Origin of the sequence: Variovorax sp. PAMC26660, assembly GCF_014302995.1 — a bacterium.
GTDB lineage: Bacteria > Pseudomonadota > Gammaproteobacteria > Burkholderiales > Burkholderiaceae_C > Variovorax.
Map to the genome: position 1 here is coordinate 1394746 of NZ_CP060295.1, position 25731 is coordinate 1420476.

At 67.3% G+C, this 25731-nt stretch carries 28 protein-coding genes and 1 riboswitch; of the genes, 9 read left to right on the forward strand and 19 right to left on the reverse strand.

The annotated features are described in order from the left end of the window. The first annotated feature begins 76 nt into the window (after nucleotides 1-76). From H7F35_RS06680 to H7F35_RS06700, 5 genes are all read left to right on the forward strand, one after another. A complete protein-coding gene (locus H7F35_RS06680; protein WP_187112146.1) occupies nucleotides 77-514 on the forward strand; it encodes a VOC family protein in 438 nt (145 codons plus the stop codon). 53 nt (nucleotides 515-567) lie between these two features. Beyond that, a complete protein-coding gene (locus tag H7F35_RS06685) occupies nucleotides 568-1095 on the forward strand; it encodes an SRPBCC family protein (protein WP_187112147.1) in 528 nt (175 codons plus the stop codon). A gap of 101 nt (nucleotides 1096-1196) precedes the next feature. Further along, on the forward strand, nucleotides 1197-1616 hold the full coding sequence (locus H7F35_RS06690) for a VOC family protein (RefSeq protein ID WP_187112148.1): 420 nt from the start codon (nucleotides 1197-1199) through the stop codon (nucleotides 1614-1616). A gap of 39 nt (nucleotides 1617-1655) precedes the next feature. Next, entirely contained in the window at nucleotides 1656-3128 is a 1473-nt protein-coding gene (locus H7F35_RS06695; protein ID WP_187112149.1) for a DHA2 family efflux MFS transporter permease subunit, read from the forward strand. A 67-nt stretch (nucleotides 3129-3195) separates the two neighbouring features. Next, nucleotides 3196-3555: a DUF1428 domain-containing protein gene (locus H7F35_RS06700; protein WP_187112150.1), complete on the forward strand. Its 360-nt coding sequence runs from the start codon at nucleotides 3196-3198 to the stop codon at nucleotides 3553-3555. 24 nt (nucleotides 3556-3579) lie between these two features. Here the strand turns inward: H7F35_RS06700 and H7F35_RS06705 are convergent, their stop codons facing one another. The 12 genes from H7F35_RS06705 to cobM all read right to left on the reverse strand — a co-directional run bounded on the left by H7F35_RS06705 (nucleotide 3580) and on the right by cobM (nucleotide 13925). Next, nucleotides 3580-4338: a sulfite exporter TauE/SafE family protein gene (locus H7F35_RS06705; protein WP_187112151.1), complete on the reverse strand. Its 759-nt coding sequence runs from the start codon at nucleotides 4336-4338 to the stop codon at nucleotides 3580-3582. Between the two features lie 366 nt (nucleotides 4339-4704). Continuing rightward, entirely contained in the window at nucleotides 4705-5544 is an 840-nt protein-coding gene (locus H7F35_RS06710; protein ID WP_187112152.1) for an intradiol ring-cleavage dioxygenase, read from the reverse strand. Between the two features lie 137 nt (nucleotides 5545-5681). Beyond that, nucleotides 5682-6038: a (2Fe-2S) ferredoxin domain-containing protein gene (locus tag H7F35_RS06715; RefSeq protein ID WP_187112153.1), complete on the reverse strand. Its 357-nt coding sequence runs from the start codon at nucleotides 6036-6038 to the stop codon at nucleotides 5682-5684. After that, nucleotides 6035-7015, reverse strand: a complete 981-nt coding sequence (gene cobJ, locus H7F35_RS06720; protein ID WP_187112154.1) for a precorrin-3B C(17)-methyltransferase — start codon at nucleotides 7013-7015, stop codon at nucleotides 6035-6037. The genes H7F35_RS06715 and cobJ overlap by 4 nt, the downstream gene beginning before the upstream one ends. A gap of 78 nt (nucleotides 7016-7093) precedes the next feature. Further along, a complete protein-coding gene (locus H7F35_RS06725) occupies nucleotides 7094-7498 on the reverse strand; it encodes a cobalamin biosynthesis protein (RefSeq protein WP_187112155.1) in 405 nt (134 codons plus the stop codon). Further along, nucleotides 7495-8232, reverse strand: a complete 738-nt coding sequence (locus H7F35_RS06730) for a cobalamin biosynthesis central domain-containing protein (protein WP_187112156.1) — start codon at nucleotides 8230-8232, stop codon at nucleotides 7495-7497. Before H7F35_RS06730 ends, H7F35_RS06725 begins: the two co-directional genes overlap by 4 nt. After that, nucleotides 8222-9019, reverse strand: a complete 798-nt coding sequence (gene cobI, locus H7F35_RS06735) for a precorrin-2 C(20)-methyltransferase (protein ID WP_187112157.1) — start codon at nucleotides 9017-9019, stop codon at nucleotides 8222-8224. Before cobI ends, H7F35_RS06730 begins: the two co-directional genes overlap by 11 nt. Then, a complete protein-coding gene (gene cbiE, locus H7F35_RS06740) occupies nucleotides 9016-10323 on the reverse strand; it encodes a precorrin-6y C5,15-methyltransferase (decarboxylating) subunit CbiE (protein ID WP_187112158.1) in 1308 nt (435 codons plus the stop codon). Before cbiE ends, cobI begins: the two co-directional genes overlap by 4 nt. Nucleotides 10324-10337: 14 nt before the next feature. Further along, nucleotides 10338-11441: a cobalt-precorrin-5B (C(1))-methyltransferase gene (locus H7F35_RS06745; protein ID WP_187112159.1), complete on the reverse strand. Its 1104-nt coding sequence runs from the start codon at nucleotides 11439-11441 to the stop codon at nucleotides 10338-10340. Continuing rightward, nucleotides 11438-12127: a precorrin-8X methylmutase gene (locus tag H7F35_RS06750; RefSeq protein ID WP_222622011.1), complete on the reverse strand. Its 690-nt coding sequence runs from the start codon at nucleotides 12125-12127 to the stop codon at nucleotides 11438-11440. Before H7F35_RS06750 ends, H7F35_RS06745 begins: the two co-directional genes overlap by 4 nt. Continuing rightward, nucleotides 12124-13071 carry a sirohydrochlorin chelatase gene (locus H7F35_RS06755; protein ID WP_187112160.1) on the reverse strand — a complete coding sequence of 316 codons (948 nt, stop codon included), beginning with the start codon at nucleotides 13069-13071 and terminating at the stop codon, nucleotides 12124-12126. Before H7F35_RS06755 ends, H7F35_RS06750 begins: the two co-directional genes overlap by 4 nt. Further along, nucleotides 13068-13925, reverse strand: a complete 858-nt coding sequence (gene cobM, locus H7F35_RS06760; protein WP_187112161.1) for a precorrin-4 C(11)-methyltransferase — start codon at nucleotides 13923-13925, stop codon at nucleotides 13068-13070. Before cobM ends, H7F35_RS06755 begins: the two co-directional genes overlap by 4 nt. Before the next feature lie 155 nt (nucleotides 13926-14080). Further along, nucleotides 14081-14343, reverse strand: a riboswitch (cobalamin riboswitch). Nucleotides 14344-14568: 225 nt separating this feature from the next. On the opposite strand from cobM, the gene H7F35_RS06765 reads away from it, so the two are divergent. Both H7F35_RS06765 and H7F35_RS06770 read left to right on the forward strand, forming a co-directional pair. Then, nucleotides 14569-15498, forward strand: a complete 930-nt coding sequence (locus H7F35_RS06765; protein WP_187112162.1) for a LysR family transcriptional regulator — start codon at nucleotides 14569-14571, stop codon at nucleotides 15496-15498. 483 nt (nucleotides 15499-15981) lie between these two features. Beyond that, a complete protein-coding gene (locus tag H7F35_RS06770) occupies nucleotides 15982-16458 on the forward strand; it encodes a DoxX family protein (protein WP_187112163.1) in 477 nt (158 codons plus the stop codon). 9 nt (nucleotides 16459-16467) lie between these two features. Here the strand turns inward: H7F35_RS06770 and H7F35_RS06775 are convergent, their stop codons facing one another. After that, the gene (locus H7F35_RS06775) at nucleotides 16468-17211 is read right to left on the reverse strand and encodes a Crp/Fnr family transcriptional regulator (protein ID WP_187112164.1); all 744 of its coding nucleotides are present in this window, start codon (nucleotides 17209-17211) and stop codon (nucleotides 16468-16470) included. Between the two features lie 29 nt (nucleotides 17212-17240). On the opposite strand from H7F35_RS06775, the gene H7F35_RS06780 reads away from it, so the two are divergent. Together H7F35_RS06780 and H7F35_RS06785 are read left to right on the forward strand one after the other, a co-directional pair. Next, nucleotides 17241-18911: an adenylate/guanylate cyclase domain-containing protein gene (locus H7F35_RS06780; protein ID WP_187112165.1), complete on the forward strand. Its 1671-nt coding sequence runs from the start codon at nucleotides 17241-17243 to the stop codon at nucleotides 18909-18911. 113 nt (nucleotides 18912-19024) lie between these two features. Further along, the gene (locus H7F35_RS06785) at nucleotides 19025-19411 is read left to right on the forward strand and encodes a helicase SNF2 (RefSeq protein WP_187112166.1); all 387 of its coding nucleotides are present in this window, start codon (nucleotides 19025-19027) and stop codon (nucleotides 19409-19411) included. A gap of 133 nt (nucleotides 19412-19544) precedes the next feature. On the opposite strand, the gene H7F35_RS06790 is transcribed toward H7F35_RS06785, so the two are convergent. The 6 genes from H7F35_RS06790 to H7F35_RS06815 all read right to left on the reverse strand — a co-directional run bounded on the left by H7F35_RS06790 (nucleotide 19545) and on the right by H7F35_RS06815 (nucleotide 25666). Continuing rightward, nucleotides 19545-20606, reverse strand: a complete 1062-nt coding sequence (locus tag H7F35_RS06790; RefSeq protein WP_187112167.1) for a maleylacetate reductase — start codon at nucleotides 20604-20606, stop codon at nucleotides 19545-19547. Nucleotides 20607-20694: 88 nt separating this feature from the next. Then, nucleotides 20695-21102, reverse strand: a complete 408-nt coding sequence (locus H7F35_RS06795; protein ID WP_187112168.1) for a DoxX family protein — start codon at nucleotides 21100-21102, stop codon at nucleotides 20695-20697. After that, nucleotides 21099-22535 carry an MFS transporter gene (locus H7F35_RS06800; RefSeq protein ID WP_187112169.1) on the reverse strand — a complete coding sequence of 479 codons (1437 nt, stop codon included), beginning with the start codon at nucleotides 22533-22535 and terminating at the stop codon, nucleotides 21099-21101. Before H7F35_RS06800 ends, H7F35_RS06795 begins: the two co-directional genes overlap by 4 nt. Next, the gene (locus H7F35_RS06805) at nucleotides 22484-23695 is read right to left on the reverse strand and encodes a 3-hydroxybenzoate 6-monooxygenase (protein ID WP_187112170.1); all 1212 of its coding nucleotides are present in this window, start codon (nucleotides 23693-23695) and stop codon (nucleotides 22484-22486) included. The genes H7F35_RS06800 and H7F35_RS06805 overlap by 52 nt, the downstream gene beginning before the upstream one ends. A 1-nt stretch (nucleotide 23696) precedes the next feature. After that, nucleotides 23697-24668, reverse strand: a complete 972-nt coding sequence (locus H7F35_RS06810; RefSeq protein ID WP_187112171.1) for an amidohydrolase family protein — start codon at nucleotides 24666-24668, stop codon at nucleotides 23697-23699. Nucleotides 24669-24676: 8 nt separating this feature from the next. Next, the gene (locus H7F35_RS06815; protein ID WP_187112172.1) at nucleotides 24677-25666 is read right to left on the reverse strand and encodes a Bug family tripartite tricarboxylate transporter substrate binding protein; all 990 of its coding nucleotides are present in this window, start codon (nucleotides 25664-25666) and stop codon (nucleotides 24677-24679) included. Nucleotides 25667-25731: the final 65 nt, after the last annotated feature.

Below are 25731 nucleotides of genomic sequence, written 5' to 3' on the forward strand. Positions count from 1 at the left end.
TACACAAAGTAATCCGATTGTTTGCGGCCTGAGACACCGGAGGCCACCCCCACACCTCTTCGCCAAAGGAAACGCCATGAAAGTCCAGTCTTACCTCTCGTTCGAGGGCCGTTGCGACGAAGCCCTCGGCTTCTACAAGAAGGCGCTCGGCGCCGAAGTCGTCCAGTTGATGCGCTACAGCGAAGCGCCCGCCGAAGGCGCCCCCGGCAACAACGCCGAAGCCGGCTGCGCGGGTGCCGGCCCCGCACCCGACAAGGTGATGCATGCGGTCGTTCGCATCGGCGAGACCGAGCTCATGGCCTCCGACGGCCGCTGCTCGGGCCAGCCCGAGTTCAAGGGCGTGATGCTGGCGCTCACGGCCAGGACCGATGCCGACGCACGCAAATGGTTCGACGCGCTGGCGGACGGCGGCCAGGTGATGCAGCCGCTGATCCCGACCTTCTTCACCTCCAGCTTCGGCATGCTCAGTGACCGCTTCGGCGTAGGCTGGCTGCTGGTGGTCAACGCCGACTGATGCCGCGCCCCGGCCAACCCACTACTGCCTGACCCTGTCTTCGGAGTTTTTTCATGCTCAAGAAAATTGCGCTTGTCGTCCTCGCCCTGATCGCCGTGCTGCTCATCTACGCCGCCACCCGGCCCGACACCTTCCGCGTGGAACGCACGACGCGCATCCAGGCCCCGGCCGAGAAGATCTTTCCGCTGATCGACGACTTCCATCGCTGGAGCGCCTGGTCGCCCTACGAGAAGCTGGAGCCTGAAATGAAGCGCAGCTTTGGCGGCGCGCCCGCCGGCAAGGGTGCGACCTACGCCTGGGAAGGCAACGGCAAGGCCGGTGCAGGCCGCATGGAGATCACCGAATCGGCGCCCGCTTCGAAGATCGCGATCAAGCTCGATTTCATCAAGCCCTTTGAAGGCCACAACGTGGCCGAGTTCACGCTGCAGCCCCAGGGCGACGCAACGCAGGTCACCTGGGCCATGTACGGCCCGAGCCCCTACGTCGCGAAGCTCATGGGCATCTTCTTCAACATGGACACCATGATCGGCAAGGACTTCGAGGCGGGCCTGGCCAACCTCAAGACCGCGACTGAAAAATAAGAACCCCGAACAACACCAAGAAGACTTCCGCTCTCACTCACCTCACCTCACCTCACCTCACCTCACCTCACCTCACCTCACCTCCATCCAAAGGAAACCCCATGTCTCCCATTCACGCTTACCTCACGTTCGACGGCAATGCAGCAGAGGCCATGCGCTTCTACGAGAAAACACTCGGCGGCAAGATGCACATGATGATGACCATGGGCGAGGCGCCCGGTGCCGAGCAATTCCCGCCCGGCGCGGCGAATCGCATCATGCATGCGGCGCTGACCTACGGCGACGGCATGCTGATGGCCTCCGACACCATGCCCGGCCAGGCCTACGAAGGCATGAAAGGCTTCGGCGTGGCGCTGACCATCGAGACCGTCGCCGACGCACAGCGCGTGTTCAACGCCTTCGCCGACGGCGGCAATGTCACGATGCCCTTTGGCAAGACCTTCTGGGTCGAGGCCTTCGGCATGGTGACCGACCGCTTCGGCACTCCATGGCTGATCAACGGCGGCAAGCCGCTGGTCTGACCCTTTCACTTTTTCGCGTATTCCAGGAGCTCACCTCCCATGACCGACACACTCGACAGCCGCAAGCGCTGGCTCGCATTGATGGTTCTGTGCCTCGGCGTCCTGATGATCGTGCTCGACACCACCATCGTGAACGTGGCATTGCCCTCTATCCGTACCGACCTGGGCTTCACCGAAACCTCGTTGGTCTGGGTGGTGAATGCCTACATGCTGACCTTCGGCGGCTTCCTGCTGCTGGGGGGCCGGCTCGGTGATCTATATGGCCACCGCAAACTCTTCCTGATCGGCCTCGTGCTGTTCACGCTCGCTTCGCTGGCCTGCGGCATCGCCAACTCACAGGGGCTGCTGGTCGCTGCGCGCGCAGTGCAGGGGCTGGGCGGCGCGGTGGTGTCGGCCGTGTCGCTCTCGCTGATCATGAATCTCTTCACCGAGCCGGCCGAGCGCGCCAAGGCCATGGGCGTCTACGGCTTTGTCTGCGCCGGCGGCGGCAGCATCGGCGTGCTGCTCGGTGGCCTGCTCACCAGCACGCTGAGCTGGCACTGGATCTTCCTGGTCAATCTGCCCATCGGCATTGCCGTGTACGCACTGTGCGTGGCGCTGCTGCCCAATGCGCGCGGCCAGGCGCACGGCGAAAAGCTCGACGTGGCCGGCGCGGTCACCGTCACGCTGTCGCTCATGCTCGCAGTCTATGGCGTGGTCAACGGCAACGAGGCCGGCTGGGGCTCCACGCAAACGGTGGGCCTGCTCGGCGCGGCCGTGGTGCTGCTGGCCGTGTTCATTGCCATTGAAGCCCGCGTGCAGCATCCGCTGATGCCGCTGGGCCTGTTCCGCCTGCGCAGCGTGTCGGTGGCCAACGTGGTGGGCGTGCTGTGGGCCGCGGCCATGTTCGCGTGGTTCTTCATCTCGGCGCTGTACATGCAACTGGTGCTGAACTACACGCCGATGCAGATCGGGCTGGCCTTCCTGCCGGCCAACGTGATCATGGCGGTGTTCTCGCTGGGCCTGTCGGCCAAGCTGGTGATGCGCTTCGGCATCCGCGGGCCGCTCGCGGCCGGGCTGTGGCTCGCGGCCATCGGGCTGGCGCTGTTCGCGCGCGCGCCGGTCAACGGCAACTTCGTGTTCGATGTGCTGCCCGGCATGATGCTGCTGGGCCTGGGCGCCGGCATGGCGTTCAACCCGATGCTGCTGGCGGCCATGAGCGAGGTCGATCCGGCCGATTCGGGCCTGGCCTCGGGCGTGGTCAACACCGCCTTCATGATGGGCGGCGCGCTGGGCCTGGCCGTGCTGGCCAGCGCCGCGGCGGCACGCACCGGCGCCATGGAAGCTGCCGGCGCGCAGATGCCGCTGGCGCTCACCGGTGGCTACAACCTTGCGTTTCTTGTCGGCGCCGTGTTCGCGGCGGTGGCAGGTCTGATCGGGGTCTTGCTGCTTCGCACCGCTTCACCGGGGCAAATGCAGAACAACGAAGAAGCGGCAACCCCAGGCACGGCAGGCGAAACAGCGGCGTCGTGAACGCGACGCCATGCAAGCGCCCGTCTTTTTTCTTCAACGTTTCTATTCAATGTTCAGGAGATCACCCATGGCTCGCTATGTGGACGGATTCATCGTTGCCATTCCCACCCAGAACGTCGAGGCCTATCGCAAGCTGGCACGCAAGGCCGGCAAGGTCTGGATGGAGTACGGCGCACTCGAATACGTGGAGTGCATTGCCGACGACGTGAAGCCCGGCAAGCTCACGTCATTCCCGCAAAGCGTGAAACAGAAGGCCGACGAGACGGTGGCCTTCTCGTGGATCACCTACAAATCGCGCAAGCACCGCGACACGGTGAATGCGAAGGTCATGGCGGACCCGCGCATCTCGTCGATGGACCCGAAGACGATGCCCTTCGATGCCAAGCGGATGATCTACGGCGGCTTCAAATCCATCGTCGAACTCTGAGCTTGCGCAGCACCGGTCTCAAGCTCAGGCGATGAACCCGTCGTACACGAGCTTGAGGCCCGTGAGCAGCATGCCCAGGTACACGAAGCGATAGAACCACGTCGCATCGATGCGGCGTGCAATGCGAATGCCGACCCACACGCCGAAGGGCGCGATCGGCATCAGCACCAGCGAGGTGGCCAGCGTGCGAAAGTCGAGCAGGCCGAGCCACGCATAGGGAATCCACTTGCTGAGATTCACCACGAAGAAGAAGTAGGCCATCGTCGCGGTGAACACCACCGGCGTGAGCCGCAGCGGAATCACATAGGCGTTGATCGGCGGGCCGCCCGCGTGGGCGATGAAGCTGGTGAAGCCCGACACCGTCGTCAGCACCGCCCCCACGCCGCGCGAAGGCAACGGGTCGTTGGGCTTGGGCGGAAACAGCAGGCGCTGCGCGAGAAACAGCAGCGTGAACACGCCGACGATGCCCGCCACCGTGTGCGGCGTCAGCATGCGAAACAGCAGCGTGCCGACCACCGTGCCGAGCAGCCCGAACGGGATCAGGAACTTCAGCAGCGAACTGTCGAAGTCGCGCCGGAATGCGGCGAGGCCCAGCAGGTCCATCAGCAACAGCAGCGGCATCAGGATCGCGGCAGCCTGTGGCACCGTGACCGCCAGCGCCATCATCGGCACCGCGAGCGAACCGAAGCCGGCGCCGAAGCCGCTCTTGCTGATGCCGAGCAGCAGCACGGCGGGAATGGCGACCGCATAGAAATGCGGATCGGTGATGAGGGGAAAGGCCATGGGATGTGACGGACGCAAAAAAACCGCCGTGGTGGCGGGCTTGGCGAGCGTAGCAGGCCTGGGTTTGGAGTGCGTTGTTCGGGGCGCTACTGTTCAGGGCGCACTCACGCCGACACGGTGCTCTTTTTCGCGAATGTCCCCCGCTTCGCTCCTCCTTTATTTCGCGAAAAAGAGCACCGTATCGACGTGAGCGTTGGACAGAGCAGTCGTTGTTCGCAGGATCACCCGCAGCGTGCCCCTGTGCGAATGACGCCGGGTGCTCCCCGCAGCGAAATAGAGGAGGAGCGAAGCGGGGGACATTCGCACAGGGGAGCTCCCGGTGTCATGCGCACGCACCCCGAATGCGCCTCGCGCCAGACGACCTTTTCAGGCAGCCGGAGCAGCCGGATTGAGCACGAAATCGAAGTCGAGCCGCCAGCGCCCGTTGTCCTGCCGCGTCCACGGCGCCACCAGCGACTGGCGCACCGCGAACACCGCGTCGGAGTCGAGCCACTGGTCGCCCTCGCGAAACACATGGGTGATGAGCCGTTCATAGCCCGGCGCCTCGATCTTGAAATGCAGATGCGCAGGCCGCCACGGGTGCCGCTTGGTCGCGCGCAGCAGGTCGCCGACCGGCCCGTCGACCGGAATCGGGTAGGCCTCGGCCAGCACGCTGCGAAAGTGCAGCGAACCGTTGGCCCCGGTGTGCAGACGACCTCGGTTCTCGGAGTGGTCGAGCCCTTCGTGCTGCACGTCGTAGTGGCCGCCCTCGTCGGCCTGCCACACGTCGACCACTGCGCCAGCAACAGGCTTGCCGTCGAGACCGCGCACCGTCGCGAACACGTCGCAAGGCGCTCCCTTGGCGCCGTTGGCCACGTCGTCCCCGTGCTCGTACTCGGGCGCGCCCTCGAAGTAGAAAGGGCCGAACACGGTGGCTTCGGTGCAGCCGGCCGGCTTGTCGTTGTTCATCGCGATGGTCAACATCGACAGGCCCAGCACGTCCGACAGCAGGATGAACTCCTGGCGCTTGTCGTCGCACTTCTGCCCGGTGGCCGTGAGGTACTGGATGCCCTGGAACCACTCGGCCTCGGTGAGCTTCACCTCGCGCGCGAAGGCATGCAGGTGCTGCACCAGGCTGGTCATGATCTCGTGCAGACGCGGATCGGGCGTGTCGGCAAAGCGCGCGAGCACGGCTTGCGTGATGTTGTCCTGGTTGAGGTTGCGCATCGTGGTGTCTCCAGTTTTCACTTCAATACGGCGCACTGTAGGCCGCACACCCCATTGCTGAAAGCACCCCGGGCGCAAATGATTTTTCCACCCAGCGGAACGGTCGCACCGCGCTGCGCCAGGATTTCCCTGGCGTCTCAGGTTTCCTCGTCGAGCGCCAGCCCGGGGCCCTGGTGGAACACAAGGTCTTCCACAATCTCGCCCCTCACCAAGTGCTGGGCGACGATGCGGTCCATGTTCTGCGGCGTGACGTTGTAATACCAGGTGCCGTCGGGTTGCACACACATCACCGGGCCGCCCTTGCAGGCGGCGAAGCAGCCGACGCGACTGCGCTTGACGCGCAGTTCCCCCTCGTTGAGCCCCGCTGCCTTGAACTTGTCGCCCAGGCTGTCGAACAGATCCTGCGAGGCGCCATCGGGGCTGCAGCGCGGGCCGGTGCAGACCAGCAGATGGCGCTTGTAGGCGCCGATCTTGGGCTTGACGACCTCGGTCATTCCTGCGCCTCCTCGACCGGCACAGCCACGGCGGCCTCCGGCTCCACCGGTGCTGCGAGCACAGCCTCGATGTAGTCGGCGGGCAGACGGTGCTGCGCCGCGAGCGCGGCGATGCTCATGCCGTCGGCACGATCGGCGCGCAGGTTGGTCATCCAGCCCAGCAGGCCGGTGGACAGCGAGCGGCCGGGCTTCTCGCCGCTGCGTGTGCTGCCACCGTCATCCAGGTCGTACTTGTTGGCATAGCCGCGCGGCGTGACCATCAGGCCGTGCTGCAGGAAGGTGTGGCTGTTGCCGATGAGCACGGTCGTCAGCATGCCGATGTCGCACTCGCTCATGTGGGCCAGCGTGGTGAACTCGATGCGCTCGCGCCGGCGGTAGGCCGACTTGACCACCGCCACCGGTGTGTCCGGCCGCCGGTGCCGCAAAAACAGTTGCTGCGCCTGCACGATCTGCTGGGTGCGCCGCCCGCTCTTCGGGTTGTAGAGGGCCACCACGAAATCGGCCGCTGCCACCGCGTCGAGCCGTCGCGCGATCACCGGCCAGGGCGTGAGCAGGTCGCTCAGCGAGATCGAGCAGAAGTCGTGCGTGAGCGGCGCGCCCACCAGCGCCGCGCAGGCGTTGATGGCCGACGCGCCGGGCACCACCTCGACGGCGATGTCGGAGTCCGGCGTCCAGCCGGCCTGGAACAGCACCTCGTAGGTCGGGCCAGCCATGCCGTAGACGCCGGCGTCTCCGCTGGAGATCAGCGCGACCTTCTTGCCTTCGCGGGCACGCTCGAGCGCGTTGACCGCGCGGTCGAGCTCTTCGGTCATGCCCTTGCGGATCACTTCCTTGCCTTCGAGCAGATCGGTGACCAGCTTGATGTAGGTGGTGTAGCCGACCACCACGTCGGCTTCGGCGATGGCGGCCAGCGCGCGCTGGGTCATGTGGTCGTGGCTGCCGGGGCCGATGCCGACCAGCGAAATCTTGCCGCTCATGGGGTCGACACGCGGCGCGTGTTGTGTGCAGCGTTGTGTGCGATGACGTTCATTGCGGGTTCCGTTCGGGGTTGAGATTCAGGACATGCGCGCGATCGAGATCGTCGCGTGGCACCCGTCGGCGCCGCGGTGTTTGTGCTTGGGCACGACCAGCGCCGTCATCGGCAGGCCGCCACCGGCCAGCAGCGCGGCCGCCTCGCTGACCGAGGGCGTGCCGGTGTGCCTGCGCACCGTCTCCGACGGATGCGGCACGGGCACGTCCGCCAGTTGCTCGGCGGGATAGAAGCGCATCGCCCAGCCGTGGGTTGCGGCCAGCGCCAGCAGGCCGGGCTCGTCGGCCTTCAGGTCGATGCTGGCCGCCGCCGCCACCTGTGCCAATTGCGCGCCGATGCCGGCCAGCGCCTCGTCGAGCACTTGCTGCAGCGTGGCCTGCGGCGTGCCGCGGTCGCAGCCCAGGCCGATGGCATAGCGCGCCGGGCTCATTGCGGCGGCCGATAGACCACAAGGCGTTCCTCCAGCGCGGTCCAGCGCTCGGCGCTCACCTCGGCCTGCGTGATCCACAGCACGGCCTTGAAGCGTGCGAGGTCGACCTCGTCGAAACGCGCGAACCGGTGGATGTTGGCAGGCAGGGACGTCGGGCGGGTCCACCAATCCGGGCTGCCCGCCTCCTGCACCACCGCGACCGGCTCGCCGTTCACCACATGGGCCGAGACGCGCGTGATGTTGATCTTGGGTGCTTCCACTTTCCAGCCGAGTTCACGCCCGAGGATGTCGACGGGGATGGTCTTGCCCACGTCCGACGCGGTGGTCAGCACGGCGGTCGCGCCCAGCAATGCGGCGATCTGCTCGGCCATCGCATTCGCGCCGCCCACGTGGCCCGACAGCACCGGAATCACGAACTGCGCAGCGTCGTCCACCACCAGCACGCCCGGGTCCTCGTCCTTGCTCTTGAGGTGCGGTGCAATCAGGCGCACCACCGCGCCGAGCGAAACGAAGAACACGACCTGATCGAAGTCCGCGAACAACGCGGCGATCTCGTCGCGAAAAGCGCCTGCATAGGCGCGCACGGGGTTGGGCAGCCCGGCCATGAGCGGCGCGAACTTGTCGGCCACGCACACGCTGGCCTCGGGCAGCAGGCACGCCAGCCCGGCCGTCTGCTGTGCGCCGTGTTTGGTGATGGCCACAAGCACCACACGGGGTGCGGCTTCATTCGTCATTCGGGGATTCCTCTTCAATTTCAGTGCTGGTTTTCTTGCGGCAGCCGCGCACCAGTTCGCCGCGTTCGCGGCCGGGGTTCTTCACCAGCAGCAGCGACAGGTAGTTGACCTTCGTGCCCTTCAGGCTGGCCACGTCGTGCACGATGCGTTCGACCGGCGAGCCGGCCTTCTCGATGAAGCGGCTGTGTTCGAGCAGGCCGCGCCGCGCCAGCAGGTCGATCAGGTCGTCGAGCAGCGGCTTGACCTTCATGAGCACCAGCGTGTCGAAGTCGTCGAGCATCTTCTCGACCGCGACAATGCCGTAAGCCGCCGGCACGATGGCGACGGTGTCGTCCTGTTCGGACAGCGGCAGTTGCAGGCGCGCGCAGGCCGCATTGAAAGAGGTCACGCCGGGCACGACCTCGATGCGCGCGGCCGGGTCAAGCTGGCGCAGCACGCGTGCCAGGTAGCAGAAGCTCGCGTAGGTGGAGGCATCGCCCTCGACCAGGAACAGCACGTCCTGCCCGGTCGCCAGCAACGCCTGCACGGTCTCGGCGGCCTTGAGCCAGTGGCGCGCGAGCTTCTCGACGTCGTGCGTCATCGGGAACAACAAGGCCTGATGCTGCGCGGGCGTCGTCAGCCCGGCGCGCAGCGCGATGTCCAGCGCGTAGCTTTCCTTGCGCAGGCTGCGAACGGGGTAGGTCCAGATGGCGTCGGGGCGCGTCAGGAGCGACCAGGCGCGGCGCGTGATCAGGTCGGGGTCGCCAGGGCCGAGCGAGACGCCGTGGAGCATGCCAGGCGCCGTCATGCCGCACCGCCCGTCTGCGCGTGAGCCTCACCCCTTTGCGCGCAGACCAGCCACACCGGGTTCTCGGCCGCAAGCCGATGCATGTGCAGGATCGGCTTGCTGCGCGAGGCCTGCAGTTGCAACACGTCCCAGCTCGCGCCTTGCGCCTTCAGCGCCTCGACCGCACCTGCGAGGTTCTCGATGGTCACGAAGTTCATCACCAGCCAGCCGCCCGGGCGCAGGCGCCGCAGCACCAGCGCAATGAGCTCGGCCAGCTCGCCGCCGGAGCCGCCGATGAACACCGCATCCGGGTCGGCCCACGCCGCCAGGCCCTCAGGCGCCTTGCCGTGCACCAGGCTGTGGTTGCTGATGCCCATGGCCTGCCGGTTGCGCGCGACGATGGCGCTGTCGTCCGCGTTCTTCTCGATCGCGTAGACATGCCCGCGCCAGCACAGCCGTGCGGCCTCCAGCCCGACCGAGCCGGAGCCCGCGCCGATGTCCCACACCACGCTGTCGGTGCGCAACTGCATGCGCGCGAGCGAAACCGCGCGCACCTCGTTCTTGGTGATCAGGCCCTTCTCGGGATGGCGCTGCTCGAAGCTGGCGTCCGGCAGGCCGAACAGCACCTGCGGCGCCCGCAGCCGGGTACGCCAGAGCAGCACCACGTTCGGGTCGGCAAAGTGCATCTGCGCCGCGGCGGTGATGCGCATGCCGCTGACCACGCGTTCCTCGAGCTGGCACAGACGCTCGGCGACGGCCATCTCGAAGTCGTCGGCCAGGCCCTCGGCCACGAGCATGCGCGCGATGCGGTCGGGCGTGTTGTCGGGGCTGGTGAGCACGGCCAGGCGATCGTGCTGCCGGATGTCGCGCAGCAGCGCATACAGGCCGTGCGTGGGCGGCGAGCCCGGCAGCCAGTCGCCCGCGTCCTTGGCGTGCACGGAGGCGAACTTCATCTCCTGCCATGGCAGGCCTAGGCGCGCACAGGCCAACTGCAGCGTCGACACGTTGGGAAGGACCTCGATCGCCTCCAGGCACAGGCGCGCCGCCAGAAAGGCCGCGATGCCGTGGCACAGCGGATCGCCGGTGGCCAGCACGACCACGCGCTGCCCCTCGGCCTGCGCGGCGCGAATCCATTCGGGTACTTGCGAGAGACCACCGGTCAGGTCGCGCTGCACCGCGTCGGGTGTGATGTGCGACGCGAACAGGGCCAGCGTGCGCGCGCCGCCGATGACCAGTTGCGCGTGCTGCAGATGCGCCAGCGCGCTGCGGCCGAGGCTCGCATCGCCGTCGTCCAGCACGCCGAGGATGCGGCATTTGTTCGTCATGTGGTTGTCGGTGTTCAGGAGGCCTCCGCGATCTTTCGACCTTCAAAGTCGCAGACCAGCACTTTCAATTCGAACTGGTCGGGGTAGCGCGTGCGCAGCGTCTGGATGACGCGCTGCGCAAGCGCCGTGTGAAAGGCGGTGCCGAGCCCGAGCGCATCCATGCGCTCGCCGGCATAGCGCGCGGTCTCGTTGCCGCGGATCGCGTCGCACACATCGGGTGGCGCACCAAGCCCGGCAGCCAGGTCGGCCAGCAGGCCGGTGTCGACCTCGGCGCGGCCGGCGTGGGTGATGGTTTCGCCCTGCGCGATCTTGGTGAGCTTGCCGACCATGCCGCCGATCACGACCTTTTTGATCCCGGCCTTGACCGCTGCGCCCATCGCATAGCGCAGGAAGTCGCCCATCTGCACGAAGGCCGGCTCGGGCAGCTCGGGCATTTCGGCCATCACGAACTTCTCGGTGCGCCCGCCGGTCGTGAGCACGACCACGCCATGGCCCAGCGTGCCCGCCACCTGCACACCCTGCACCACGCTCGCGCGGTAGGCGGCGGTGGAATAGGGCTTGACGATGCCGGTCGTGCCCAGGATGGAAATGCCGCCGAGGATGCCCAGGCGCGCATTGAGCGTCTTCTTGGCCATCTCCTCGCCCTGCGGCACGGAGATCGCGACTTCCAGTCCGACTTCGTCGAGCAAGGTCGTGCCCACCGCGCGCACGTTCGCCTCGATGTTGCGGCGCGGCACCGGGTTGATGGCCGGCCCGCCGACGGCGAGCCCGAGCCCCGGCATGGTGACGGTGCCCACGCCGACGCCGCCCGCCAGCAGCACCTGCCCCGCCAGTTCAGGCAGCACGCGCACATCGGCGGTGAGATGGGCCTTGTCGGTGCAGTCGGGGTCGTCGCCAGCGTCCTTGATGACCATCGCATGCGCGCTCGCACTCGCGGTGTCGACGCGGCCGTCCTGCACCGCGAAGCGCACCAGGTCGCCGTTGGGCAGCAGGCATTCCACCTCGTCGGGCACCTGGCCGGTGACCAGGCCGATCACCGCCGCGCGCGCCGCCGCGGCCGAACACGCACCGGTCGTGAAACCGGTGCGGGTGCCACGGGGTGCGCCCTTGTCCATCATGCGGCGTGCTCGTGCGCCTCGGCCAGACCCAGCAGCGCGTGGATCGCGGCCACCACCAGCGTGGAGCCGCCCTTGCGGCCGCGGATCACGATCCAGGGCACGCCAGCTTCGAGCGCCATCAGGTCCTTCGACTCGGCCGCCGACACGAAGCCGACCGGCATGCCGACCACCAGCGCCGGGCGCGCACCTTCTTCATGGATCAGCCGCACGATTTCGATCAGCGCGGTCGGCGCATTGCCGATGCCGACGATCGCGCCGTCGACCAGCCCCAGGCGGTGTGCCTTGCGCATGGCTTGCACGGCGCGCGTGGTGCCTTCGGCCTTGGCCTGCGCGATCACGTCCTCTTCGCTGATGAACTGGTGCGTGCCCATGCCGAAGTGGGTCAGGCGCGGAGCCGAGAGGCCCACGCAGATCATCTCGACGTCGGCCACCACGCGGCTCTCGCGCGAGCGGATGGCGGCGATGGCAGCGTCGATCGCGTCCGGGTGGAAGTCGGTCAGGCCGTTGAAGTCGAAGTCGGCGTTCGCATGGATCATTCGGCGCACCACGGGCCACTGGTCGGCCGTATAGGCGTGCGATGTCACCTCACGGTCGATGACCGCGAAGGAGTCATGCTCGATGGCGCGGCCGGCCGCGGTGAGCTGCTCGGTGACGACGTTGGCCGCCATGGAGGACGCCGGTTTCATCGAATGGCCGCCGCCGTGCTGTGCGCTTGGGGGTGGTCATGCGCGTGATCTTGATCGTGATCATGCGGGTGCGGATGGTCGTCTCCATGGCTGTGCGGCACCGCATCGTCATGGTGGTGGCCGCCCAGGCCGTGTTCCACCGCGAAGTCGCGGAACTTGCAGCCGTCGCAGGGCATGAGCGCGATCGGCGCGCCGCGCCGCAGGTCATTCACGCGTTGCTCCAGCAGCGTGAAGATCTCGGGCTCGAAGCCGAAATACCGGGTCGAGACGAAGCGGATCGTCGGGTATTGCGCCTTCAGGTTTTCGACCTGGCGCGCAATGCGCTCGACCAGCGTGCCGTTGAACAGGTAGTACGGCAGCACCACCACCTGCTTCATGCCCTGCAGGCTCTGGCGCTGCACGGCCTTCTCCAGGCGCGGGTAGGTGATGCCCGTGAAGGCCAGGTCCACCAGCTCGTGGTCGGTTTCCTCCAGCAGCCAGCGCGCCATCTTCGCCATGTCGCCGTTGGCCTGCCGGTCCGACGAACCCCGGCCCAGGATGACCACGCCGGTGGTGGTCGGGTCGGGCATGTCCAGCGCCTGCATCGCGCCCTTCAGGCGCCGCCGCAAAATCGCCAGGATCGGGTCGCAGGCCGTGAGATGCGGCGCATAGAGGAACTGCACCATCGGGTACTTGAGCCGCGCCCCATCGATGGCCTGCGGAATGTCCATCTTCACGTGGCCCGCCGCGTTGAGGATCAGCGGCACCACGACCACGCGTGGCGCGCACTCGGCTGCGCGGCGCAGGCCCTCGCTCATCGTGACTTCGGAGAACTCGATGAAGCAGACCTCGATGCGCCAGCCCGGTTGCCGCTCGCGCCATTGCGCTGCGAAAGCCTCGATCTCATCGTTGCCGGATTTTTCGCGCGAGCCGTGGCCCACCAGGAGAATGGTTTCGGTGCTCATGGAGGGTCCTGCAGGAGGCTTTCGACGGGAACGCTCGCGCGCCGAAAGCGGTGCGTGAAGCTCGCGTCGTAGAGTTTGGATTTGGCAAGCGTGGTCCACTGCCGTGCGCCCAGCGTGGGGCTGGCGATGATCATCGACTGGCTCACGATGCGGGCCTCGCGGCACAGCGCCTGGATGGTGGCGACCGTGCCGCGCACGATCTTTTCTTCGCCCGGCCAGCTCGCCTTGTGGACGACCACGACAGGTGCATCGGGTGACCAGCCGGCGGCCGTCAACGCAGCCATGACCTTGCCTATCAGCGTGATGCTCAGGAAGATGCACAGCGTGCTGTGGTGCGCGGCCAGCGCCTCCAGCGACTCGCCTTCGGGCATCGGCGTGCGGCCTTCGACGCGCGTGAAGATCACGGTCTGCGTGACCTCGGGCAGCGTGAGGCTCTCCACCGCCGCCGCGGCCGAGGCCATGGCGGACGAAACACCCGGCACGACACCGATCGGCACACCCGCCGCATCCAGAGGCTGCACCAGTTCGATCAGCGCGCCGTAGAGACCCGGATCGCCGGTCTGCAGGCGGACCACGGTCTGGCAGCGCGCGGCCTGCGCGATCAGCCAGGCCGACATCTGCTCGAGCGTCATGTCCTTGCTGTCGGCGATCACGCAATCGGGGGGCGCCCAGCGCGTGGCGGCCTCGCTCACGAGTGAGCCCGCGAACAGGATCGCCCCGGCGCGTTCGACGAGGCCACGGCCCTTGACGGTGATGAGTTCCGGGTCGCCCGGACCCGCGCCGACGAACCAGACGGTTCCCGGTGTGAACGCTCCATGCGGAGCGCTGCCTGGAGCGATGGCTCGCTCGTTCATGATGATCCCTCCGCGCCCGCCGCGCGATAGATGGTCGGTAAGACCCGGCGGGAGGGGGAAAAATCGGGAGGCGTCAGCAAATACTGATCTGGCGGATGACCTGATGCATCGAGCCGGACGCAATGCGTCGCCCGCCGATCCTCGCCCACCGCAAGGTCATGCGCTGGTCGTCAGGCCGGTCTCCGGGCTCGCGAGCGGAGGGCCATCGGCTCTCCTGCAAAGACCACCTTCCCATGCCGTTCGTGACACAGTGGTGTGGGACCGAATCCCGGGGTTTTGCTTCTGACTCGCTTACCGTTGCGGGGGCAGCGTCGGCATGGCGCGGTGTTCATCACCGCTGCGCACCGACTTCCCGTTTCACCCTGGCCGCCCCGCCGTTTCCACGGGGCGCCAGGACACCTGACAACGCGCGCAAAGTGTATCAGCCGACTTTACCTGGCACAGCAAGGGATGAGACCGTCCAGCCGCATGTCCTGAAAATGACCGTGCCAGCGCAATAGCAGGGAAAATCGGTCCACGACTATTTGGTCGCGACTCTTAGGTTGGCTGCGCAAAGTCAACGGTTTGGCCGCATTGGAGTCCAGCGGTCCATTCCCCGGAGTTACTGGCCCGACAAAAGACGACAAGCCCCGGAGACACGCCCATGGACCGCTGGACCGAAATCGCACTGCTGGTGCAGATCGCCGATGCCGGCAGCCTGAGCCGCGCGGCCGAAGCGCTGGGCCTGTCGAACGCTGCCGCGAGCCGCCACCTGAGCGCGCTCGAAGCCCGCCTCGGTGCGCGGCTGGTGGAGCGCAACACGCGCCGCCTGTACCTGACGGACACCGGCCGCGAGTTCTGCGGACGCGCCCGAACCATCCTGGCCGACCTGTCCGATGCCGAATCGACGGTGAACGCGACCGCGCTCAACCCCACGGGCACATTGCGCATCACGGCGTCGCTGTCGTTCTCGATCCACCACATCGCGCCGCTGCTGCGCGAGTACACGCAGCGCTACCCGGGCGTGACGGTGCATGTGGAGGCGGCCAACCGCTACTTCGACCTGATCGACAACAACATCGACGTGGCGATCCGCACGCGCGAGTTCGAGCCCGACTCGAACGTCACGATCCGCCGGCTGGGCGAGACGCGGCGCATTCTCGCGGCCTCGCCGCGCTACTTCGCGCAGCACGGTTTTCCGAAGACGCTGGACGAGCTGAAGCAGCACAAGCTGCTGATCTACACCCACGCCAACAACCCGAACGAGCTGCGCTTCAGCCGCAAGGGCGAGACGCACACGGTGTCGGTCAATGGCCTGCTCGAATCGAACGACGGCCAGGTGCTGCGCGCCGCCGCGCTCGACGGCATGGGCATCCTGGTGCAGCCGACCTACATCGTCTACGAGGACATCGTGGCCGGGCGGCTGGTGCCCACGCTGGACGACTGGGACCTGCCGCACCTGACGATCAACCTCGCGTACCCAAGCCGTAAGCACCTGTCGGCGAAGGTGCGCAGCTTCATCGACTTCATGGCGGCGCATTTCGCCAGGATGGACTACGAGCGCAAGTGGACTGGGCACTTCGGCACGCACTAGGGGGCGTACACCGTTGTTTCGGGTGCGGGTGCGGGTGCGGGTGCGGGTGCGGGTGCGGGTTCATTCGGGGCGGGTGCGAATGACACCGGGTACTCCCCTCCGCGAATGTCCCCCGCTTCGCTCCTCCTTTATTTCGCTGCGGGGAGCACCTGGCGTCATTCGCACATGGACGCGCTGCTGGTGTACTGCGGATCAACCACCGCTCTGTCCAACGCTCGCGCCGATACGGGGCTCTTTTTAGCTAAGTAAAGGAGGAGCGAAGCGGGGGACATTCGCGAAAAAGAGCCCCGTGTCGGCGCGAGCGACGCCCTGAACAGCAAGCGCCAAAACGTGCCCCAAAAAAGATCGCAGACAACCAACCGGGGGTATTTCAAGAAAAGGTGCGTAAACGCACATCCCGGCCAACGACAGCTCCGCACACTGGAACCGCAACCGCCGCACTCCGCGACGGCCCCTCCCATTTCAAGCTTCCAAGGATCTGCCATGAACACCCAGGCTGTCGCCTCCAACACCGCACGTACGCCGGTCGCACCGACTTCGTTCACCTCGCCCTCTCCCGCCACGCTGGACGACTCCGGCAAGCTGCTGCTGCGCGTGGTGGTCGGCGTGCTCGTGCTGCTGCACGGCATCTTCAAGCTGTCGGCCGGCGTCGGCTTCATCGGCGGCATGTTGGCCAAGGCGGGGCTGCCGAGCGGCCTGGCCTACCTGGTGTTCGTCGGCGAAATCGTCGCCCCACTGCTGATGATGGCCGGCCTCTTCACACGCGCCGCCGCCGGCGTGGTAGTCATCAACATGCTCGTGGCCTTCGGTCTCGTGCACATGGCCGACCTGTTCTCGCTGACCAAGCAAGGCGGCTGGGCGCTCGAACTGCAGGGCCTGTACCTGTTCGGCGCGCTGACCGTGGTGCTGCTGGGCGCCGGCCGCTTCAGCGTCGGTGGAACGAACGGCCGCTGGAACTGATCCTGCGGCTCAGCCGGCGTCGCCCCTGACCTGTGAAACCATCAGCTCCAAGCGAGCGGCGTCGGCCACCAGCAGAGCCTTGCCGTCCTTGCGCAGCACGCCGCTGCGCACCAGCACATTGAGTTCGCGCGTGACCTGTTCGCGGTTGGTGCTGATCTGGCTGGCCAGCGCTGCATGCTTGGGCGCGGGCTCCAGGCGGGCCTCGTTGTGCTCGATCCCCACGGCACGCGCCAGTCGCAACAGCTCGGCATGGAGCCGGTTCTGCACACCGAGGGTGCTCAGGTCAATCACGCGCTCCGAGAGCTGCCGCACGAGAGAAGCCAGGCGCTGCATCACGCGCTCGGCCACCAGCGGCTCGTCGCGCAGCAGGGCCATGAAGGCAGGGCGATCAAGGCTGGCGACCACGCTGGGTTCCAGCGTGACCACGTCGGCGGAACGCGGGCCACCGTCGATGGCGGCAATGTCGCCGAAATGCTCGCCTGCTTCGGAATCGCGGAAGGTGACCTGCCGGCCATTGGCCGAATAGGTCGTCACCCGCACGCGGCCGGAGACCAGCAGGAACACCTCGCCCTGCTGCTCGGCGCGCAGCAGCAAGGGCTTGCCGGCCGCAACGCTGTGCCACAGGCATTGCCGGGCCAGCAGGTCCAGACGCTGGTCGGAGAGGCCTTCGAGCAGCGCGATCTGGCGCAGCGCGAGGCTGGAACGGGGAGAGTTGGGAGGTGTGGCCATGCCGGTCGGTAGGAGCGCGCGCATTATGCTCGGGTGCCGCTTCGAACCCGTTCATGGACAGACGTTCCCCTCCACCCCCTTCTTCCCCTTTTTCGCTGAGACCGCCGACACGGCGCAACCTGCGCTGGGCGAGCGGGCTGGTGCTGATGGCCTACATCACGGCGCACCTGCTGAACCATTCGCTGGGCATCTATTCCTTTGCCGCGGCCGAAACCGTGCTGCGGGCCGTGCAGGTTTTCTGGCACAGCCTGCCGGGCACCCTGCTGCTGTACGGCGCCGCCGCCACGCACCTGGCATTGGCCGTCGTCGCGCTGTGGGAGCGCCGCACCCTGCGCATGCCACCGCTGGAGGCACTGCGCGTGCTGCTGGGCTTCGCGCTGCCACTGCTGCTGGTCAAGCACCTGACCGCCATGCGCGGCGCCTACCTGGCCTATGGCATCGACGGCTCGTATGTGCGCGTCGTCTGGGGGCTATGGGACTGGCCGGGCGCCGCCGCGCAGCTCGTGATGATGCTCGCGGCCTGGACGCACGGCTGCCTGGGCCTGCATTTCGCGCTGCGCGCGCAGCCGGCCTACCGGCGCTTCTCTTATGTGCTGCTGGCCGTGGCGGTGCTGCTGCCGGTGACAGCCGCGATGGGCTTTGTTTCCATGGGCCGCGAGTTCCAGTGGACCGGCGTGCCGCAGGTGACCGTACCTACACCCGCGCAGGGCAAGGCGCTCGGCGCGGCGGAAGACGGCATCAAGTGGTTCTACGCGCTGGCGCTGCTCGCCCTGCTGGCGGCCCGCTGGGGACGGACCTGGTTTGCGCGCCTGTCGCGCCAGCCGTCCGTGGCCTTGCGCTACCCGGACCGCACGGTGCACGTGCCGCTCGGCTGGAGCGTGCTGGAAGCGAGCCGCTCGCATGGCATCGACCATGTGTCGATCTGCGGCGGGCGAGCGCGCTGCTCCACCTGCCGCGTGCGCGTGATCGGCCCCGCCGCGCACATCGGCGTGCCTGGCCGCGACGAGCAACGCACGCTCGAACGTGTGCGCGCACCGGGCGACGTGCGACTGGCCTGCCAGTTGCGCCCGCGCGGCGACATCGAGGTCACGCCGCTGTTCGCGCCGCTGCCCAACGAAGGCCGGCCCGCGCCGGTCGGCAGCTTCGGGCGCGAGCGCGACGTGGCGATCTTGTTCGTCGACCTGCGCCGCTGGTCGGGGCTGTCGGAGCGGCAATGGCCCTTCGACCTGGCCTATGTGCTCGACCGCTACTTCGCCACCGTCGGTGCGGCCGTGCGCGAAGCCGGCGGCGTGCCGAACCAGTTCATCGGCGACAGCGTGATGGCGATCTTCGGGCTGGAAACCGACCTGCCCGCCGCATGCAAACAGGCGCTGCACGCGACCACGCTGATCGCCCAGCGCATGGACGCATGGAGCGAAGGCTTCGAGGCCCAGTTCGGCCAGCGACTGGACTTCGGCATGGGCCTGCATGCGGGGCGCGCAGCCGTGGGTGAAGTGGGCTATCAGGAGACCACGACCTTCACCGCCATCGGCGAAGTAGTCAACACCGCGAGCCGGCTGCAGGACCATTCGAAGACGGCTGCGTCGCGCCTTGTCGTCTCGCTGTTCGCGGCCGAACAGGCGGGTGTGGCAGACACCATGGGCCGGGCCGAAACGCTCACCGTGCGGGGACGTTCGGAGCCCCTTCAAGTGCTGTACCCGCAGCCCGCAAACCTTTCCGCGTAATCGACGAAAGCGGTGCGCAAACGCACAGCGCCAACCGCGCCGCAGTTTCACACTGCATGCGTGGCAACGACGAATGTCCGCCGACCACACCGTCAGTCAAAGGGACTTTCATCATGAACACCAAGCAACTCATCGCCCTGTCCGCCGCCGCATTCGCCATGCTGGGCGCGGCGGGTGCCGTACACGCCGAAACCTACGAAGGCGTGCAATCGATCGCCTCGCAGGCCAGCCGCACCGACGTGCGCACCGAAGCCGTGGCGGCCGCGCACAGCGGCAACCCCTATGCGGAAGGCGTCAACGCCGGCCCGGCCCCGACCATCGTTTCGTCCACGAGCCGCGCCGCAGTCCGCGCCGAAGCCGTTGCCGCCGCGCACAGCGACAACCCGTACGCCGAAGGCGCTTCGTCGGGCGTCGCACCCGTGGTGGCCAGCACCGTCGACCGCGCCACGGTGCGCGCCGCCGCCCGCGCTGCCGCCCGTGGCGACGCACTGCCGCTGTAATCGGTTCGCAGCGCCCGCCCGCTTCGGCGGGCTCGCACACCCAAGCCGGCCCATGCGAAAGCGGGGCCGGCTTTTTTTGCTGCGCGCCGGGCAATGGCGTTCGCCCGCCGGCTAGGCGCCAGGAAACAGCGGCTCAGGGCCGCACACCTTCCCACGCGTTCTGCAGCAAGGCACGGATCGCATCGCGCTCCAGCGGCCGCGGATTGGGGTACTGGTTCTTGAGCGCGTGCGCGCAGGCCAGGTCGAGGTCCGCTTCCTTCATGCCGATGTCGCGCAGCGCGACCGGCGCGCCGTTGTCGCGTGCCAGGTCGTACACGGCCTGCGCGGCGTTGCTGCCGCCCAGCGCTTTCGCGATGCGCGCCATCGCCTCGGGCGCCGCCGCCGCGTTGTAGGCCAGCGCGTGCGGCAGCACGATGGTGTGGGTCTCGGCATGCGCCAGGTTGAAGCTGCCGCCCAGTGTGTGGCACAGCTTGTGGTGCAGCGCCATGCCGACATTGCCGAGCACGGTGCCGCAGAGCCAGGCGCCGTAGAGCGCGTCGCTGCGCGCGCCCGGGTCCTTCGCGGATGCGCGGATCGCCGGCAAGGCGCGGCCCAGCGCGGCAATGCCCTCTTGCGCCATCAGGTCCATGATCGGATTCGCGTCGGTGGCGTAGAGCCCTTCGGCCGCATGCGCGATGGCGTTGATGCCGCTGGTCACGCTCATGCCCACGGGCAGGCTGGCCGACAGCTCGGGGTCGTAGATCACGGTGCGCGGAAGCACCCTGATGTCTTTCCCTGTCTTCTTCATGCCGGCTTCGGTGATGCCGTAGATCGGCGTCATCTCGGAGCCGGCGTAGGTGGTTGGTATCGCAAGGATCGGCAGGCCCGAGTCGAGCGCGATCGCCTTGCCCAGCCCGGTGGTCGAACCGCCACCGATGGCCACGGCGCAGTCGGCGCCCATGCGCTGCGCCACTTCCCTCGCTTCACGCGCGGTCTCGATGGGCACATGCATCACGGCCCGGTCGAACACGCCGGCCGCGTGAGCGCCCAGCATGTCGGCGATGCGCTCGGCCTGCGGGCGCTGCTCGGGCGTGGAGAGCACCAGCGCGCGCTTTGCGCCCAGTGCATCGATCTCGCGCGCCAGGTGCTGCAAGGAACCCGCACCGAAGACCACGCGTTGGGGAACACTGTTGTAGACGAAGGATGGGACGGACATCGCGCGATCTTTCCTTGGGGGACGGGTCTGCGAGTGTCTACTTCGGCCGCGGGCCGTTCAACCACACGGACGAAAAGGAGTTTTCCACTCAGCCCGCAGCACCGGCCTTTCGCCCGCCGATATCGGCGTGGACGATGAGCAGCAGGAAACCGCCCGCCATCGCCACATTCTTGAGGAAATTGTTGAGCTGACCCGCGAACTGCGCCGCATCGGCCGACCAGAACGCGTGCGCGGTGAAGGCCGTGGCCATCGTGAAGAGCGCCAACGCACCCGCCACCCACTGCACACGCCAGCCGGCGATCAGCAGCAGGCCGCCACCGATCTCCAGCGCGATGGTCAGCGGCAGCACCACGTCGCCCAGCGGTATGCCGAGCTTGGCGAAGTAGCCGAGCGTCGCGCCGTAGGTCATGAGCTTGCGCACGCCCGCGACCAGGAAGATCACGGCCATCAACACGCGTGCGGCCAGGGTCCAGCCCCGGGGGGAAGTCGTCGTCATGCCATCTCTCCTGGGCGCATCGTGGCGCCCGTGAATTTCAATCGCCCCATGCAGAGCACCATCACGCAGGACAGCAGCGCCGGCACGGCCGCCGCGAAGAAGAGCGCACTGTTCGACCAGTGCAGCCCGATGAGCCAGCCCGCCAGCACCGGCCCCACGATGGAACCCGCGCGGCCGATGCCCAGGCTCCAGCCCATGCCGGTGGCACGCACCGTGGTCGGGTACACGCTCGATGCCAGCGCAATGAGCGCCGGCTGCGCACCCACCACGCAGAAACCGCTGACGGTGACCACTGCGAGCAGCAACGCCAACGGCAGCGCCGGTTGGCCGATGACCGCGATGCTCACCACCGCCACCGCGAAGATCGGCACCAGCACGCGGTAGAAGCCGATGCGGTCGATCAGCGGACCCATCGCCACCGTGCCGACCACACCGCCCACCTGCAGCAGCGTGCCGACCAGCACCGCCGTGCCACCGCTGTAGCCCGCACTGGTCGCGATGGTGGGCAGCCAGTTCGCCAGGAAAAACAGGTTGAGCAGGTTCATGAAGTTGATGCCCCACAACAGCAGCGTGGCCGGCCCGCGCCCCGCGCGGAACAGTTCGACCACCGGTGCGCCGTCCTGCTTGGCTTCGTGCACCACGTAGCGGGTGTCGGGCCCGATGCGCATCTCGGGCGCGATGCGGCCGAGCCAGCCGTGCACGCGGTCCAGCTTGCGGCCACGCAGCACCAGGAATTGCATCGACTCGGGCATGTAGCGCCACATCAGCGCGGCGATCACCAGCGGCACGATGCCGCCGAAGATGAACACCGCCTGCCAGCCGCCCCACGGAATGAGCACGGCCGAGACCAGCCCGCCCAGCACCGCGCCGCCTGTGAAGCCGCACGACACCCACATCATCAGCGTGACGCGGCGGCGTTGCGGGCTGTACTCGCTGGCCAGCGCGCTGGCGTTGGCCATGATGCCGCCCAGCCCGATGCCGGTGACGAAGCGCATCACCAGCAGTTCGGTCAACGTGTGCGTGAAGGTGGTCGCGAGCATGCACAGTGCGAAGAACACCGTGGCGCCCAGCAGCACGGGCCGCCGGCCGATGCGGTCGGCCCAAGTGCTCAGCACCAGCGAGCCGACCAGCATGCCGAAGAGGCCGGCGCCGAACACCGGGCCGAGCGCGGCCTTGTCGATGCCCCAGGCCCGCACGATGGCGGGGGCGACGAAGCCCATCGCCTGCACGTCGAAGCCGTCCATGACGACTGCGCAACCGACCAGCAACAGAATCCATTTCTGGAACGAACTGACGGGGTGGCTGTCGATCAACGCGGGAATGTCGAGTGCCGCTGCGGCAGTGCCGCCACCGCTGACTTCGAGAGGATGCGGGAATACCTTCACGCCGATGCCTCGTCGAGACAGGTGGCGGCCGTCCAGCCGTAAAGCCATTCGAGCGCGTCGTAGAAGCGCTCCTGCGGGCGGCCGTTCCACATGCTGTTGCGCACCAGCCGTTCGACACCCTTGGCGTGATAGATGCGCCCCATCTCGCGCGCGGACAGCACCACGCGCGCGGTGCGTGCGACACGGGAGCGTTCGTACAGTGCCAGCGCGCGCGGCCAGTCGCCCTCTTCGCGGCGCAGTGCAAGGCCCAGCGTCACCGCGTCTTCGCAGGCCGTGCAGGCGCCCTGCGCGAGGTACTGCACCATCGGATGCGCCGCATCGCCCAGCAGCGTCGCGCGGCCGAAGGTCCATTGCTCGATCGGGTTGCGGTCGGCCGTCGAATAGCGCTTCCACGCCTTCGGAATGCGCAGCAGTTGTTGCACCTGCTCGCAGGTCGAGCGAAAGTAGCGTTGCACCTCGGCCGGATCGCCGTCCATCGAACCCCATTCCTCGGGCTGGTCGCTGTGGAAGGTGACTGCGATGTTGAACTTGTCGCCACCCTTCAGCGGGTAGTGCACCAAGTGGCAGTTGGGGCCGACCCAGATGCAGGGCGCGGTGAAGCGCAACGCCTCCGGGAAGTCGGCCGTGTCGACCACCGCGCGAAACACGACATGGCCCGACACGCGGATGCTGTCGCCCACGTACTGCTGGCGCACCGCCGAGCGCACGCCGTCGCAGCCGATCACGGCCTGGCCTTCGTGGCGACCGCCCTGCGCGTCGATGAGCGTGACACCGTGGTCGTCCTGCTCGATGTGCACCACCTTGGTCGATGTCAGGAACTCGATGCCGTCGGTGGTCGCCTTCACGCCTTCGAGCAGCGCGCCGTGGATGTCGGCACGATGGATCACCGCATAAGGGTTGCCGAAACGCTCGCGGAATCTGTCCGACAGCGAGATGCTCGCCACGCGCTTCGCATCGATGGCGTCGAACATCACCATCTCTTCGGTGTAGACCGCCTTGGCGCGCAGGTGCGTGCCCACGCCGAGCGCATCGCAGGCCGCGAAGGCGTTGGGGCTGAGCTGGATGCCAGCGCCGATCTCGCCGATCTGCCCGGCCTGCTCGATCACCTTCACCCGATAACCTTCGCGCACCAGCGCCAGCGCGGCCGCCAGCCCGCCGATGCCGCCGCCGGCCACGAGCACGGGGCGTGTGTCTTTCGTGGCGCTCATGTCACTTCAGTCCGAACAGCTTGCGGGCGTTGTCGCGACCGATCTTCTGGCGGTCGTTCTCGCTGATCTCGCACTTGTCGAACCAGCGCGCCGCGTCCTCGTGCTTCTCGAACGGGTAGTCGACCGAATACATGATGCGGTCCGATCCCACTTCGAGCATCGTCGACAGCAGCGTCGGCGTGCGGAAGTTGCCGCTGGTCGTGATGTGCACGTTGCTGCGCAGGTAGTCGCCGATCTCCTTGTCGCAGGGCATGCCGCGGCGGCCCTTGCGCAGGATGTGGTCGACGCGCCAGATGTTGAATGGAATGCCTTCGCCGAAGTGGCCGAGGATCATCTGCAGTTCAGGGTGGCGGTCGAACATGCCGCTGGACATCAGGCGCAGTGCGTGGATGCCGGTTTCCATCGCGAAAGCCCAGGTCGGGCCGGTGAGCCAGTGCGCGCCGTCGTAGATCGGCTCGCGGCTCAGCAGTGGGTCGCGCGGGTGCATGTAGAAGGGTTTTTTCAGCGCGGCGGCAGCGGTCCAGAAATCGTTGAAGCGCGCGTCGTCGTAATAGACGACGGTGTTCTCGTCGCCGACCTGCGAAAAGCCATTGACCAGGAAGCCGTGGAAGCCCAGCTCGTTCACGCAGCGTTCCAGTTCGCGCGCGGCGGCTTCGGGGTCTTGCATCGGCAAGGCTGCGAATCCGCCGAAGCGCGTCGGGTGGCGCTTGACCTGTTCGGCCAGCACGTCGTTGGCGCGCCGTGCCACTTCGATGGCGCGCTTCGCATCGGGAATCGCCTGAACGGCCGGCGAGTTGAGCGAGAGGATCGACAGCTCTGTGCCCCACTCGTCCATCTGTTCGATGCGCTGCTGCTCGAAGTCGAGCAGGTTGTTCTTCAGGCCCTGCCACACCTCGGGGCGCGCATAGACCTGCGAGTCGGCAATCGTAAGGTCGATCGCGAAATGCTCTTCGAGCGCAATCTTGTTCTTCATGGGAAAGGTCACTCCGGTTTGATGTTGAGTTTGTCCAGCACGTCCTGCCAGGTCTTGCGGTCGTCGGCGATGTAGCGCGCCAGTTGTTCGGGGGTGCCGGGGCGCGGGTAGGTGCCCAGCTCGCGCGACTTGGCGATCACGTCGGGCAGCATCAGCGCCTCGCCCATGTCCTTGTTGAGCTTGGCGAGCACCAGCGGGTCGACGCCCTTCTTGGCGATGACGGCAAACCAGCCGTGCGCCACAGCGCCGGGCACTGTCTTGCTCGCGAGCGGGAACGGTTCCAGCCCGGCCTCGACGCGGTCGCCCATGCTGGCGAGCACGCGCATGCGCCCACCCTGCACGTTGCCGGCGACCACGTTGAAGGTATCGACCATCATCTGGGTCTGACCGCCCAGCGTGGCCTGCATCGCTTGCGCGCCGCCGGTGTAGTGCACTTCGAGGAACTGCGCGCCCGACTGCAGGCCGAGCAATGCAGAGGCCAGGTGCGGCGCGGTGCCCCGGCCGTTGTCGGCCACTTCGATGCCCTGCGGCTTGGCACGCGCGGCGGCGATGAATTCGGCCAGCGTCTTGTAGGGCGAGTTGGCCGGCACCGCCAGCATGAAGGGCGCGACCGCCGCGAGCGTGACTGGTACGAAGTCGCGGTTGAATTCGTAGTTGACGCCCTTGATGATGCTCGGCGCCACCGAGATCGCCGAGCCCTGAACGAAGCCGAAGGTGTAGCCGTCGGCAGACGCCGAGAGGATGCTGTTCATGCCGATCACGCCGCTGCCGCCGGGCTTGTTGTCGATGATCACGGCCTGCCCCCACTTGTCGCCCAGCTTCGCGCCCACCTGGCGCACCAGCACGTCGGGCGCCGAGCCCGCCGGGAACGGTACGATGAAGCGCACGGCCTGCGCCGGCCACTTGGCCGCAGCGCTCTGCGCATGGGCCAAGGACGCCATCGACAGAAGAGAAAGCACCACCCAAATGGCGCCCCGACGGGAGGGGTTCTGGCTCATGATCGTCTCCATTTTTGCTTGATTATTCAAGCAATTGCGGCGGACTATATACTTGATTGTTCAAG